The sequence below is a fragment of the Gordonia sp. NPDC003425 genome, from assembly GCF_053588635.1.
Genome location: NZ_JBSFQI010000002.1, coordinates 384,533 through 398,706, shown reverse-complemented (window position 1 = coordinate 398,706; position 14,174 = coordinate 384,533). Strand labels below are relative to the sequence as shown.

The window sequence follows — 14,174 nt, the reverse complement described above, 5'->3', positions numbered from 1 at the left end:
CGCGGGCTCAACACCACGCCAGGTTACAACCTCTGGTTGTGACCCCTACAGAGAATCGGCCTCTACCTGCCGTAGCGCTGTTCGGCGACCGTTGACGTATGACCGACCGTGGACCTACGACTCTGCGCGAACCACTCGCCCCGAGTGGCATACCGCGACCCGAACGGTCGGGCCGCGACCATTTCGCCCACATTCCGCCCAACTGGTTCGCGGCGGTCATGGGTACCGGGATCGTCGCGATCGCGGCACACGCGCTCGGACACAGCCGTCTGCTGGAGGCGGTGTCGATCCTGTTCTGGCTGCTCGCGTGCGCCGTGTACGCCGCGGTGATCTCCGCGACGGTGATGCACTGGCGCCGCCATCCCGACGCCGCGCGAGCCCACCTGCGCCATCCGGTGGTGGCGCACTTCTACGGCGCCGTGCCGATGGCGACGCTGACCGTCGGCACCTCGACCCTGGTCGCGGGCACCCACGTGGTGGGGCCGCGCATCGCGCTCGCCGTCGACCTGGTGTGCTTCACGGCCGGCACCATCGGCGCGGTGGGTACCGCGGTGATGATTCCGGCCCGTCACCTGCTCGGTCACGCCCACCGGCGCGGTGAGCCGTTCGGCGGGTGGCTGATGTCGGTGGTGGCGCCGATGGTGTCGGCGTCGGCGGCCGCGGTTCTCGCCGGGGCGCTGGACTCGGTCGACGCGCGCCGCGCGATGCTGCTGATCGGGTCGGCGGCCTTCGTGCTCTCGCTGGTCCTCGCCGCACCCATCCTGGTCGTGGTGCTGCGGGCGCTGGTGACGACGGGAAAGGGCCCCGCCGGTCTGGCACCCACGTGGTGGATCGTGCTCGGGCCGCTCGGACAGTCGGCCACCGCTGCGTGTCTGCTCGCCCATCTCGCCACCGAGGTGACCGGACCGTCGTCGACCGCGATCATCGTCGGCCTCGCCCACGTTTACGCCCTCACGGTATGGGGTGCCGCGGTGATCTGGATCGTCGTCGCCACCACCATCACCGTGCGATCGGTGCGCCGCGGCCTACCGTTCGGGCTGACGTGGTGGTCGTTCACCTTTCCGCCGGGAACCTTCGTCACCGGCTCGGCGGCACTGGCCGCCACCACGGGCGGGCCGGCGTTCGCCGCGGCTGCGGCCGCGGGCTTCACCTGCCTGCTCCTGGCCTGGGTGATGGTCGCGATCCGCACAGTCGCCGGGATCGTCGACGGCCGGTTGCTCACCGCACCCGCGCCGGCGCCGGCCCGTGGCACGCTGGGACGGTGAGCACCAGCGTCCCAGAAGAGTCCAGGTCCGACGGACTGCTCGATGCGATTCGCCCCTACCTGTGGCCGGCGATCGCGGTCGCCGGGCTGGCGATCGTCGTCTGCAGCCAGGCGACCTGGGGATACTCGGACGAGGGAGTGCGATTACACGTCACGGGCCTTGGTGGGGTGAGCGCCGACGCGGCGGCGAGCGACGACGTGCGGGCCTTCTTCGGCCAGTACACGCGGCGACCCGGTCTGGTCACGCTCGCACTCGGTGTGGTGGCGATGCTCGCCGGACTGCTCGGGTGGTGGCGCCCGGTCCGCGGCCACCGGAAAGTGGCGGCGCTGCTGGGCGTCGTGGGCGCGGCGTCGGGGGTGGCCGTGATCGTTCTCGCCGTCCGGGTGATCTCCGATCCGTTCGGAAAGCTGTTCGCACCCAACGTGATCGACGCGGTCGGGAGCGACGTGACGTCGTTTCACACCGGGTGGGGGGTGATCGCCACGCTGGTGTTCGGGGTGCTTGCGACGATCGCCGGGATCACAGCTGCGGCAACGACCGTCATGGGAGTGGCGGATTCGCCCGACCTCACCAGTAGCCGTCCGGATCGACCTCGGGTGACTCGATTGGAATGATGCCCTCGGCGACACCGTGATCGATGCTCGCCGACAATCGCGGGCAGGTCGGCATCATCGCCGGATTGCCGCCGCTGCGGCGTAGCGTCTCGAGCGCGTCACACCGGTTCTGCGCCGCGGTGTTCCACTGCACGCTGGTGTGATGCGGTCCGGTCTTCTTGACCAGCACACACGCGTGGCAGGAGCGGCATTCGATCTCGGTCATGCCGCCGCGCAGGTAGTGGTCGCGGTCGCGGGCGGTGGCCGCGTGGACCCGGGCCGCTCGCTGCGGATCGTCGTGGAAGTCGGGGGCCTTGGCCCAGCCGGGGTCGTGAAGGTGGGACGGTGATGCCCGGTCGGTGGCCCGCGTCATGTGCTCACACTCCCGAGTCGGCGGTCTGGGCGGCCGCCTCGTCCTGTTCTTTGCGCCGGCGCAGGTTCTCCTGGACCTCGATGTTCCAGTTCTCCACGGCCTTGGTGGTGTCGATCTCGTACTCGAAGCGCTGTGTCATCTCGTCGGTGACGTCGGACTTGTCGACGTAGAACTGCTCGTACCAGCGGCGCAGCTGGTACACCGGGCCGTCCTCCTCGACGAGGAGGGGATTGTCGATGCGCGTCTTGTTCTTCCAGATCTCCACGTCCTGCAGGAATCCCACCTCGATTCCCGCCGAGATCTTCTTCGCCATCTTCTGCGCCTGCTCGGCGGTGAGTCCCTCGGGGACCTTCGCCATCACCCCGTACATCAACACGAACGAATTCGCGTCGATCGGATAGTGACAGTTCGTCAGCACGGTCTCGATGGTGAACTCGCCGTAGTACTGCACGATCGGGTTGAGCATGTAGGACGGACCGTAATAGGCAGCCATCGACTCGAGCCGCGAATTGGCGTAGTTGGAGCCGAACTCGATGTCGGGGCGCCCGTGGGAGTTCATGTACTGCGCCGCGGTCTCGCCCTCGAACACGTTCTTGAAGTAGTCGGGGAGCGCGTAATGCACGTAGAAGAAGTGCGCCATGTCGACGACGTTGTCGATGATCTCGCGACAGTTGGAACCCTCGATCACCATCCGATTCCAGGTCCAGCCCGTCCATTCGTCGGTGCCGAATTCGGCCAGCTCGGGGATCACGCAGTCCTCGGGGGGAGGATTTCCCTCGGGATCGTTGTAGACGAAGACCTGCCCGTTGCGGATCATCGCCGGCCAGGTGCGCGTCTTGGCCAGTTTCGGGTTGCGTTTGGCGTACGGCACGCCCGCGCACCTGCCGTTGCCCTTCCACAGCCATCCGTGGAACGGGCAGGCCACATTGCCGTCGCGCAGCGTTCCCTGGCTCAGGTCGCCCCCCATGTGGCGGCAGTAGGCGTCGATCGCGTTGACCGTCGGGCCGCCGTCGGTGCCGTCGTGGGTGATCCAGACCGCGAGTTTGGTACCGAACACCGTGATCGAGTGGGGCGCACCGTCGTCGAACTCCTCGACGAGGCCCAGGCAGTGCCAGCCGCGTGCGAATCGTGACGGCGGGGTTCCGGTGTCGATCTCCCGAACGTCGTCCGAACCCGGTGCCGGACGGCCTCCGGGTGCCGCCGTGGGCTGTGGCGTGACGGTCATCAGTGGCTCTCCTTGCTGCTCGGTCCGGACCGATCTGCGGCCGGTACTCGTGGCGGCGTGGGCGGGATACACACATCCCGAATACTAGAACATGTTACAAAAACTGTGCTCCGGTTGAACCCCGTCGGCTCGATCGGGGCAGTACATGGGGCCAAAGTCCCGGTCCTCGACAGAAACGAGAACGTGTTCTAATCTCGGTTCACGGGACAACCCCCGAACATCGGACCACCAGGCAGGAGCGGGCGAAATGCCAGCACAACAACTGATCGAGCAGGAGGAGACGTCGGCAGCCGATCGCGCGCAGGCCGCGGCGCAGGTTCTCGAGCAGATCAACACTCTGCTCCCGGAGATCGAGCAACGCGCCCAGTACACCGAGGATCTTCGGAGGATCCCGGACGAGAATGTCGAGTTGCTACGCGATGCCGGGTTCTTCAAGCTCATGCAGCCCGCCCAGTGGGGTGGTTACCAGACCGATCCGGTCACCTTCTATGAAGCGGTGCGCAGGATCGCCACCGCGTGCGGGTCGACGGGCTGGGTGGCCGGCATCATCGGCATCCACAACTGGCATCTGGCGTTGTTCGATCAGCAGGCACAGGAGGATGTGTGGGGTTCGGATGCCTCGGTCCGGGTCTCGTCGTCCTACGCGCCGATGGGGATGGGCCAGGTGGTCGACGGGGGTTACCTGGTCAACGGTTCATGGGCGTGGTCGTCGGGGTGTGACATCGCCGACTGGACATTCGTCGGCGGACCGGTCATCAAGGACGGCAAGCCGGTGGACTTCGTGAGCTTCCTGATCCCACGGTCGGACTACACCATCAAGGACGTGTGGAACGTGGTGGGGCTGCGCGGCACCGGGTCGAACACCCTCGAGGTCAAGGACGTGTTCGTACCCACCCACCGGATGCTGAGCTATCGCACCATGGGAATGGGCCAGGCGCCCGGGCTCGAACGCAACACCGCGCCCGTGTACAAGATGCCCTGGGGCACCATCCATCCCACCACGATCTCCACCCCGATTGTCGGGATGGCCTACGGCGCCTACGCCGCCCACGTGGAGCATCAGGGCAAGCGGGTGCGTGCGGCCTACGCGGGCGAGAAGGCCAAGGACGATCCCTATGCCAAGGTGCGAATCGCCCACGCGGCCAGTGACATCGACGCGGCGTGGCGACAACTCTCGGGCAATCTTCAGTCCGAATACGATCTGATCGTCGCGGGGGAGGAGATCCCGATGGAGCTGCGTCTGGCCGCCCGCCGCGACCAGGTACGCGCCACCGGGCGTGCCATCGAGGCCATCGACCTGCTCTTCGAGAACTCCGGCGCCACCGCACTGGAGAACGGCACACCGATCCAGCGGTTCTGGCGCGACGCGCACGCCGGCCGGGTACATGCTGCCAACGATCCCGAACGGGCCTACGTCGCCTTCGGCAACGGCGAATTCGGCCTGCCCATCGGGGACACGATGGTCTGAGTGGCCGCCAGTCAGGAGAGAAACACCATGGATACCAGTCCGATCCGGACGCTCGGCTACATGCGTATCGAGGCCACCGACGTCGATGCCTGGCGCGAGTACGGTCTCAAGGTGCTCGGCATGGTGGAGGGCAAGGGACTCGTCGACGGCGCACTCTATCTACGGATGGACGACTTTCCCGCCCGGCTCGTCATCGAACCGTCCGACCGCGACCACCTCGGTAGCTCCGGCTGGGAATGCGCGAATGCGCAAGCGCTGCAGGAGGTACGGGACAGGCTCTCGGCGGCCGGGGTGATCTATCGGGAAGGCAAGGACGAGGAGCGCGCCGACCGCCGGGTGGACGAGATGATCGTGTTCACCGACCCGGCGGGCAACACCCTGGAGGCCTTCCACGGTGCGGCCCTGGAACATCGCCGCGTGGTGAGTCCCTACGGCCACCAATTCGTCACCGGCGAGCAGGGACTCGGGCATGTGGTGCTCACCTGCGACGACGACAAGGCGGCGCTGGCGTTCTACCGGGACGTGCTCGGCTTCAAACTGCGGGATTCGATGCGGCTGCCACCGCAGGTGGTGGGGCGTGAAGAAGGCGACGAGGTGCCGTGGCTGCGGTTCCTCGGCTGCAATCCGCGACACCATTCGCTGGCCTTCCTGCCCATCCCGAACGCGACGGGTATCGTCCACCTCATGGTGGAGGTGCGCAATTCCGACGACGTCGGACTCTGCCTGGACCGTGCGTTACGGCGCAAGGTCCCGATGTCGGCGACACTGGGCAGGCACGTCAACGACCTGATGCTCTCGTTCTACATGAAGACGCCGGGCGGATTCGACGTCGAATACGGTTGTGAGGGACGCCAAGTGGACGACGGCGACTGGATTGCCAGGGAGAGCACCGCGGTGAGTCTGTGGGGACACGACTTCACCGTCGGATTCAAGAATCAGTGACCGGGAGGCAGTGGCGTATCGATGTCCCAGACACCGTACGGGTCAAGTGAATTCGATACCCGCCAGTTCCGCACCGCGATGGGGCAGTTCTGTACCGGCGTCACCGTCATCACCACCATCAACGCCGACGGCGACCCGGTCGGTTTCGCCTGCCAGTCGTTCGCGGCGCTCTCCCTCGACCCGCCGCTGGTGTTGTTCTGTCCGCAGAAGACCTCCCGCACCTGGCGGGTGATCGAGGACAAGGGGATGTTCTGCGTCAACGTGCTGTCCAACCGGCAGCAGAACGTGAGCGCATCCTTCGGCGCACCCGGTGAGGACAAGTTCGCGGGAATTACCTGGGACCCGTCGCCGGGCGGGTTGCCGGTGATCCGTCATGCGCTGACGTGGGTGGAGTGTTCGGTGGACCGTGTGGAGGACGGCGGCGATCACCACATCGTCATCGGCCGGGCGCGCACGCTCGGGGAGGTGCTGCAGGACAAACCACTGCTCTTCTACCGCGGCGGCTATCTGTCCACCGAGCATCCGCGGGTCACTCCGGCCCAGGCCGAGTTGGAGAACTTCCTCACCTGGACCGGAGGCGACACCTGGCTATGACCCGCTCGCTGCCCGTCGACGACGACGGCACGGGGACCGATGCCTCCGGGCCCGCGGTGACCGATCCGTTCACCGATGCGATCACCGAGGCCGGAAAACTGATCGCCTCGTGCGGGATCGCGCGCACCGAGCAGGATCTGGCCGAAGGCTACGACTACCTCGCCGGAAGCATCGCCGCGGTCGGGCAACTGGTCCGGGCCAGGGAACTCTCCCATCCCCACTTCGTCACCTCGACCGGCCCGTACACCAAGATGGGCCTCGACAACCCGGACACGCTCTACTACCACGCCGACGTGGAACCGACCGGCACCTACCGGGTCTGGGGCCGGCGAGGCACCACGGTCGATCTGAGTTTCCAAGTACTGCGTGGCGATTACAGCCCGACCGAAGTGCCCGGCGGCGACGACGCCTTCGACGACCGTCGGATCCCGATCGCCGCCGACGGCTCGTTCTCGATCAGCTTCGGTCCGCCCCGCGACGACCCACCGTCCGGCTACTTCGTGCTCGGTGAGGGTGCCTCGATGCTCGCGGTGCGCGAGGTCTATTCGGCGTGGTCGGAGGTCAAGGGCATGATCGCGATCGAACGCACCGACACGGTGGGCACGGCCCCGGCCGAACCCGACCTCGCGCGGGTGACCCGCCGTTACGCCACCGCCGGGAAGATGTTGCTGGCCCGGATGCACACCTGGTTGAACTTTCCGAAGTGGTTCTACCTCGACGAACCCGTCAACACCTTCACACCGCCGCGGCGCACACCGGGCGGGCTGGCCACGCAGTACTCCTCGGTGGGCCACTACCGGCTCGACGAGAACGAGGCGATGATCATCACCGTGCCGAAATCGGCTGCGCCCTATCAGGGATTCCAACTCGGCAGCATGTGGTACATCTCGCTGGACTACGTCAACCACCAGACCAGTCTCAACACCGCGCAGGCGCAGGTGGACCCGGACGGAATGATCCGCATGGTGGTGTCGCATCGCAACCCCGGGGTGGCCAATTGGATCGAGACCACCGGCCGCGAGACCGGGATCATGCAGGTCAGGGGCAGCGGCTCGGCGGGAGCGACACCGAAAGCCCGTCGATCCCAGCGGACTCGGGCCCCACGGCGCAAGTGGTCGACGTCGGCGACGTCGATGTTCATCTGCCGTACCTGGCGCACAATCGCATCGATGCGTCCGCATGGTTGCAGCGAATCACCGTGCGACAACGGTCTTTTGCCGAACGGATGCTGGGATGACGGGGATACTGGGATGACGGGGATGCTGGGATGACGGGGATGCTGGCCGGCAAGGTGGTGGTGGTCTCCGGTGTCGGGCCGGGGCTGGGCCGGTCGATCTGCTTGCGGGCCGCGACCGCCGGAGCCACGGTGGTGCTGGCCGCGCGCACCGAGGCCCGCCTGCGCGAGATCGCCGCCGAGGTCGAACAGGCCGGCGCAACCGCACTCGTGGTGCCCACCGACATCACCGACGATGCCGCCGTCGCCGGCCTGGTGGCCACCACGGTGGGCACCTACGGGCGGGCGGATGTACTGGTGAACAACGCCTTCGCGCTGCCGTCGATGAAACCGCTGGCGCGCACCGACTTCGAGCAGGTCACCGCAAGCCTCGACCTCACCGTGCTGGGGACACTGCGCGTGATCCGGGCATTCACCGAAACGTTGGAAGCCGCGGCCGCCGCACCGGGCCGCGAAGCGAGCGCGACGAGTGCGATCGTCAACATCAACTCGATGGTCATCCGGCACTCGGAACCACGGTACGGCAGCTACAAAATCGCCAAGTCGGCGTTGCTCGCGATGTCACAGACCCTGGCGACCGAACTCGGTGACAAACGAATCCGGGTGAACTCCGTTGCCCCCGGATACATCTGGGACGATCAGCTCAAGTGGTACTTCGGTGAGGTCGCGCAGAAGTACGGCATCACCGTCGACGACGTGTACGCGCAGACTGCGGCCCGGTCCGATCTCAAACGGCTACCCGAACCCGGCGAGATCGCCGACGCGGTGGTGTTTCTCGCGTCGGATCTCGCGAGCGCGATCACCGGCCACACACTCGACGTGAATTGCGGGGAATACCATGACTAGTTCGACGGGCCCGCGGGTCGACGTCGGCACCGTCGACGACCTCCACGAATCGGCAACGCGTGCCACAGGTCTCGACGACTTCGGCGATGACGCCTACCTCGAGCCGCTGCGGGTGCTGCTGGCGTCCTATGCCGACGACGCGAACCTGACCGAACTCGGCAGCAAGATGTTCCGGTACTTCCTCAAGGGGGCACTGGTCGCTCGGCTGGTGAGCGAGGCGTCGTGGCGGGCGAACCCCGACCACGCGTCGGTGCCGATCACCCGGCCGATCTTCGTGACCGGACTGCCCCGGACCGGCACCACCGCACTGCACCGGCTGCTGGCGGCCGACCCCGCCCATCAGGGACTGGAGATGTGGCTGACCGAGTTCCCGCAACCGCGCCCGCCGCGCGACTCGTGGCCGCAGAACCCGATCTACCAGCAGATCGACGCCGGGCTCGCCCGCCACCATGTGGAGAACCCCGAGTTCATGGGCCTGCACTACATGGATGCCGGCGAGGTGGAGGAGTGCTGGCAGTTGCTGCGGCAGAGCATCATGTCGATCTCCTACGAGTCGCTGGCGTATCTGCCGACCTACTCGCGGTGGCTGGCACAACAGGACTGGACGCCGGCCTACCAACGGCATCGACGCAACCTGGCGCTCATCGGCTCCAACGATCGCGACAAGCGCTGGGTGCTCAAGAACCCGAGTCACCTGTTCGCCCTCGACGCGCTGATGGCGGTCTACCCCGATGCGCTGGTGGTGCAGACCCATCGGCCGCCGGAGACGATCGTGGCGTCGATGTGCAGTCTCGCCGAACACGCCACCCGCGGATGGTCGACGACCTTCGTCGGCGACGTGATCGGTACGACCCAGATGGAACTGTGGTCGCGCGGGCTCCGTGAATTCTCCACGGCCCGGGCGCGTTACGACCCGGCACAGTTCGTCGACGTCGAGTTCGCCGATCTGCGCGCGGACCCCATCGGAACCGTCGAACGGGTGTACGCAGCACTCGGCGCGGAGCTGTCGGGGCCCGCGCGGGCGGCGATGCAGGCGCTCGATGCCCAGAGCCGCTCGGGTGCGCGGGCGCCGCGGCACACCTATCGGCTCGAGGATTACGGCCTGTCGGCGGCACAGATCGCTGCCGCGTTCTAAGGTCGGTGCATGGCCCCACCGGCAGGTCGACGGACCGAAGAGGGATTCCGACGACTGATCGCGTTCTCCGACGCCGTGGTGGCCATCGCATTGACCCTGCTCGTATTGCCGTTGACGGAGATCGGTGGCGATCTTGCCGGCGAGTCGTCCGTTTTCCACGTGCTCAGCGACAACGCGGACACGATCACCGGTTTCCTCATCAGCTTTGCCGTCATCTGGGTGCTGTGGCGCAATCACCACCGCGTGATGGAGAATTTCTGCGGATACGACCGGATCCTGTTCGACCTGCATCTCGTCTGGTTGTTCACGATCGTCGTCCTACCGTTTGCCACCGCCCTGATCAGCGGTCCTCGAATCCGTTGGGCCACAGCGTTCTACATTCTGGTGCTGATGGTGTCGATCGCCTGTCTGGTGGCCATGGCCGCGTGGGGCAAACGTCACCGGCAGTTGCTCGACACCGGACCCGAGGTGGACGCCTGGATCGATCGCCCGCCCGATCTCGGCACCGTGATCATGCTCGCGATCGCGTTCGTGGTGGCACTCGTGTTTCCGCAGCTGGGCAGTTGGTCGCTGCTGCTGCTCTTCGGCGCGGGCCCGGTGGACGCGGCGATCGGGCGGGCGTTGTCGAGGCGCGCGCACCAGAGCTGAACACCTCCGGAAAAGGCGATCCGACCTGCATCGATACGTTCTGTGGGTAGTCGCATGTATGTTCGATTCATGTCCAGTGAGGAGTTCCTCGGCGACCCGCTCGACGAGTCGCGGTACGACGTCGACGTCGAGGAGGAGAACGAGTTGCCGCCCGCTCCGGCGGTGGCGGCGATGGATCGAATCAGCGATCAATTGGCGGCCGACCAGGATCTCGCCGCCGAGGATCTGGTGGTGATGATTGCGCATTGTCAGGCCACGGTGGCCGCCGCCCAGTTCCGGCTGCTGCAGGCGGTGAGCCTGCTCCACGACGTGCGCGCCGAGGAGTACGCCGAGCGGGTGGGGGAGGCCACCACCGGTCAGGTCGCGTCGCTGGAGGCGATGGCCCAGGTCGTGATGGCGGGGCTGTCGGGAGCCGATCGGCGCGCCGAATTCGGTCCGGACGGACTCGAACAGGCGATGGCCGAGGTGGGTGCGGTGTTGTCGATGCCGCCCGCGCAGGCGCGTGCGATGATCGTCGCCGGCCAGGCGATGCGATACCGGTTACCCTTCACGTCGGTTGCGCTGTCGTGCGGGCGGATTGACCTGCGGCGCTTCCAGATCGCGGTCGCCCGCACCGAACTGGTGGACCCCGAACTCCTGGAGAAGGTCGATTGCCGGTTGTCACTGGCGATCATGGAGCGCGATCAACTCTCGGTCACTCGGTTCACCGCCCTGGTGGACACGATCGTGGCCGAGGTGGACCCGGCGGCGATGAAACGGCGCCGCGCACGTGCGCAGCGGGATCGCGACGTGCAGGTTCGGGAAGACAGGTTCGCGCCCGGCCAGTCGCGAGTCACCGCACAGGTGCCGACGATCGACGGCGCCCGCTTGAACTCACGGCTCTCGGAGCTGGCCGACGGAGTCCACGACGCCGACCCGCGAACTCGTGCGCAACGGCGCGCCGACGGCTTGATCGCCCTGGCCCGCGGACGCGGTCGACTCGATTGCCAGTGTCCAGCCTGCGTTTCTCCGGACAACAGGAACGCCGATCCCGAGAACGCCGAGCCCGAGAACGCCGAGCCCGAGAACGCCGAGCCCGAGGCTCGGGTCGGTGACTCCGATCTCGATGCTTCCGCGCGCGGCGTCGCCGACGGTTGCACCACGCCGCCACCCGGTCCACGCGCGGTGATCCACGTGGTGGTCAATCGGTCGACGCTTGACGGTGCCGACGACGCGCCCGCCTACATCGACGGGCACGGTGTGGTCGATGCGCAATCCGTACGTGAATTGGCGGCGGAGCAGGATGCGGTCTGCGTGGAGGTGTCCTCAGGCGGAGACAGTCCCGTCGATGGGCCGTCGCCGATGCGGTACCGACCGAGCAGGAAGTTGCAGACCTTGGTGCGCACGGGTGAGTTGTGTTGCACTTTTCCGGGATGCATCAATCCCGTGTGGACCGCCGACCTCGATCACACCCGACCGTTCGATCACGAGGACCCCGAATCCGGAGGTGCTACAACACGACGGAACCTCAAGCCGCTCTGCCGTTTTCACCACCGCGTCAAAACCTTCACCCCGTGGCGCGACCACCAGGATCCACTCGGGGTGGTGGTGTTCGAGTCGCCAACCGGACATATGTTCTACGGCAACGCCTTTCGAGGTATGGATCTATTCCCTGCACTCAAGCCGAGACCACCGGACCATCCCGCGCGGTCCGATATCGACGGCGGCTACGAGAATGCACGTGCCGTCGCGGAGCGTGCGCAGCAACGCTGGGATGATGCACACCCACCGCCATTCTGACCGTCAGCGACGCAGTGCGGCCGCCATGTCGGCCACCACCTCGTGTGGCTGACCGAACAGTTGCGCGCTGCCGTGCGCACGTTTGAAGTAGAGCCCGATGTCGTGTTCCCAGGTGATCCCGATGCCGCCGTGGATCTGGATGGCCTCACCCGCGACAGTGGCGAATGCTTCCGAACAGTACACGTGGGCGGCTGCGGCAAGGTCGCCCGCCGACGGGTCGTCGGTGACGACGGCGTCGACCGCGGCCTGTGCCAGCGACCGCGCGGACTCCACCAGGGTGTACATGTCGGCCATCCGATGCTTGAGGGCCTGGAACGAACCGATCACGCGGCCGAACTGCGTGCGTGCGGAGGCGTAATCGACCGTCAGGCGCAGCGCCCGCTCGGCCCCGCCGACCTGCTCGGCGGCCAGCAGTGCCCACGCCGCCGTGCGCACCCGTGCGCGCAGATCGCCCGGCGCGGTCACGGCGGCGGCCGCGACGTCGTCGAACCGCACTCGTGCCAGCGGACGGGTGGGGTCGACGGTGGGCAGCGGTGTGACCGTCACCCCCGCAGCGTCGGCGGCCACCTCGTGCAGGGTGACGCCCGAGGGGGTGTCGCCGAGCACGAGCAGCAGGTCGGCGGACTCCCCGTCGATCACGAATTCGGCCGTGCCGGTGAGCAATCCGGCTTCGGCGAAGACGCCGATGGTGTTCCAGCCGGTGGCGCCGGCCCAGCACACCGATGCGATGCGCTCCCCGGACGCGATGGCGGGCAGCAGACGAGCGCAGGCATCATCGTCGCCGCTGTACCGCAGGGTGGCCACCGCCAGCGCCGACGAGTACAGGGGCACCGGACTCAGGGTGGCACCCAGCTCTTGGAGAATCACGGCGGTTTCCGCGAACGACGCGCCGACCCCGCCGAAGCGTTCGGGCACCGGCAGCGCCGCGACGCCGATCTCGGTGCACAGCGTCTGCCAGAGGTCGCGATCGATGCGCGGTGTGCCCGCCATCGCGCGCCGCACGGCCGCCGAATCCGACCGTTTGCGAAGGAGGTCGGCGACGGATTCGCGCAGTGCGGCCCGGTCGTCGGCCGAGATGGCGCCGACCTCGGCGGGGGCGGTCACAGTGACTCCAGGATTCTCGCGCGATGCTGCGCGGGCGTTCCCCACGCCGACATCAGTGCTCGCGTCTTGGTGAGGTAGAGGCAGAGGTCGTGCTCGGCGGTGTAGCCGATGGCGCCGAACACCTGCAGCGCCCGGCGCGCGGCGAGGTGCGCGGCGTCCGCCGCGGCCACCTTGGCCGCGCAGATGTCGCGGGCCACGTCGGTCCCGTCCGGCACCGCGCCGTCGACCCCGACCGCTGCTCCCAGAACCAGTGGCCGCGCCATCTCGAGTGCGATGGCGACGTCGGCCAGATGGTGTTTGACCGCCTGGAACGATCCGATCTGACGTCCGAACTGCCGACGCGCCACCGCGTACTCGGCGGCCATCGCGAGCATCCCCTGACAGAGACCGAGAAGCTGTGCGGCGGTGGCCAGCGCGCCGAGCAGGGCCGCTCGATCGGCGTCGACCGTCTCGGCGATCACCTCGGCGGCCCGCACGCTCGATACCGAGCGGGTGGGGTCGACCGACGGGCTTGCGCCGACGACCTCTCCGACCGCCAGCGCGCCACCCTCGACCACGTAGATGTGTTCTGCGGCAACCGCATCCGCTGCACCCGCTGTCCACGGATCAATGGCCACACTGACGAGGCAGCCCGCGGCGATCTCCGCGAGGCGGCTGGCGGCGGGAGTTCCGACCAGCAGGTCCGGGGCCACCGCGATGGTCTCGGCGAGCGGGCCGGGCATCGCGTGTCGGCCGAGTTGTTCGGCGGCGACCACCATCTCGACGGCGCCCGCGCCCGCGCCGTCATGCTCCTCGTCGATCATCAGACCGAACACACCGGTCTCGGCGAGTTGGGTGAACACCCTTGTTGAGGGTGTGCGATCACCGGTGGCCCAGGCTCGCGCAACGGCGGGGACGTCGGCCTTGGTCAGCAGGGCATCGATACTCGACGCCAGGTCGTCGTGGATGTCGGAGAGTAGAAAATCCAT

General features: G+C 67.3%; 13 protein-coding genes and 1 pseudogene. 10 read left to right on the top strand and 4 right to left on the bottom strand.

Going from position 1 to position 14,174, the window contains the following annotated elements; genetic code table 11:
* The first annotated feature begins 98 nt into the window (after nt 1–98).
* Nucleotides 99–1,265, top strand: coding sequence for a TDT family transporter (locus ACWDTD_RS04380; RefSeq protein ID WP_449745824.1), 1,167 nt, complete (start codon nt 99–101; stop codon nt 1,263–1,265).
* Entirely contained in the window at nt 1,262–1,879 is a 618-nt protein-coding gene (locus ACWDTD_RS04375) for a hypothetical protein (RefSeq protein WP_449745823.1), read from the top strand. The genes ACWDTD_RS04380 and ACWDTD_RS04375 overlap by 4 nt, the downstream gene beginning before the upstream one ends.
* On the opposite strand, the gene ACWDTD_RS04370 is transcribed toward ACWDTD_RS04375, so the two are convergent.
* Together ACWDTD_RS04370 and ACWDTD_RS04365 are read right to left on the bottom strand one after the other, a co-directional pair.
* Complete coding sequence (locus tag ACWDTD_RS04370) at nt 1,833–2,231, bottom strand: hypothetical protein (protein ID WP_449745822.1); 399 nt, start codon at nt 2,229–2,231, stop codon at nt 1,833–1,835. The genes ACWDTD_RS04375 and ACWDTD_RS04370 overlap by 47 nt on opposite strands.
* Before the next feature lie 4 nt (nt 2,232–2,235).
* On the bottom strand, nt 2,236–3,456 hold the full coding sequence (locus ACWDTD_RS04365) for a Rieske 2Fe-2S domain-containing protein (protein ID WP_449745821.1): 1,221 nt from the start codon (nt 3,454–3,456) through the stop codon (nt 2,236–2,238).
* A gap of 247 nt (nt 3,457–3,703) precedes the next feature.
* On the opposite strand from ACWDTD_RS04365, the gene hsaA reads away from it, so the two are divergent.
* The 8 genes and pseudogenes from hsaA to ACWDTD_RS04325 all read left to right on the top strand — a co-directional run bounded on the left by hsaA (nt 3,704) and on the right by ACWDTD_RS04325 (nt 12,102).
* A complete protein-coding gene (hsaA, locus tag ACWDTD_RS04360) occupies nt 3,704–4,924 on the top strand; it encodes a 3-hydroxy-9,10-secoandrosta-1,3,5(10)-triene-9,17-dione monooxygenase oxygenase subunit (RefSeq protein WP_449745820.1) in 1,221 nt (406 codons plus the stop codon).
* 27 nt (nt 4,925–4,951) lie between these two features.
* Entirely contained in the window at nt 4,952–5,866 is a 915-nt protein-coding gene (hsaC, locus tag ACWDTD_RS04355) for an iron-dependent extradiol dioxygenase HsaC (RefSeq protein ID WP_449745819.1), read from the top strand.
* A gap of 21 nt (nt 5,867–5,887) precedes the next feature.
* Entirely contained in the window at nt 5,888–6,460 is a 573-nt protein-coding gene (gene hsaB / locus ACWDTD_RS04350) for a 3-hydroxy-9,10-secoandrosta-1,3,5(10)-triene-9,17-dione monooxygenase reductase subunit (protein ID WP_449745818.1), read from the top strand.
* Nucleotides 6,457–7,697: pseudogene (locus ACWDTD_RS04345) on the top strand (hypothetical protein). Before hsaB ends, ACWDTD_RS04345 begins: the two are co-directional and overlap by 4 nt.
* A gap of 30 nt (nt 7,698–7,727) precedes the next feature.
* Nucleotides 7,728–8,540: an SDR family oxidoreductase gene (locus ACWDTD_RS04340; RefSeq protein WP_449745817.1), complete on the top strand. Its 813-nt coding sequence runs from the start codon at nt 7,728–7,730 to the stop codon at nt 8,538–8,540.
* Complete coding sequence (locus ACWDTD_RS04335) at nt 8,533–9,675, top strand: sulfotransferase family protein (protein WP_449745816.1); 1,143 nt, start codon at nt 8,533–8,535, stop codon at nt 9,673–9,675. Before ACWDTD_RS04340 ends, ACWDTD_RS04335 begins: the two co-directional genes overlap by 8 nt.
* A gap of 9 nt (nt 9,676–9,684) precedes the next feature.
* The gene (locus tag ACWDTD_RS04330) at nt 9,685–10,323 is read left to right on the top strand and encodes a TMEM175 family protein (RefSeq protein WP_449745815.1); all 639 of its coding nucleotides are present in this window, start codon (nt 9,685–9,687) and stop codon (nt 10,321–10,323) included.
* Between the two features lie 69 nt (nt 10,324–10,392).
* Nucleotides 10,393–12,102 (top strand): DUF222 domain-containing protein, encoded by a 1,710-nt coding sequence (locus tag ACWDTD_RS04325; protein ID WP_449745814.1) that lies wholly within the window; start codon nt 10,393–10,395, stop codon nt 12,100–12,102.
* Nucleotides 12,103–12,105: 3 nt separating this feature from the next.
* Here the strand turns inward: ACWDTD_RS04325 and ACWDTD_RS04320 are convergent, their stop codons facing one another.
* On the bottom strand, nt 12,106–13,206 hold the full coding sequence (locus tag ACWDTD_RS04320) for an acyl-CoA dehydrogenase family protein (protein WP_449745813.1): 1,101 nt from the start codon (nt 13,204–13,206) through the stop codon (nt 12,106–12,108).
* Nucleotides 13,203–14,174: an acyl-CoA dehydrogenase family protein gene (locus tag ACWDTD_RS04315; protein ID WP_449745812.1), complete on the bottom strand. Its 972-nt coding sequence runs from the start codon at nt 14,172–14,174 to the stop codon at nt 13,203–13,205. Before ACWDTD_RS04315 ends, ACWDTD_RS04320 begins: the two co-directional genes overlap by 4 nt.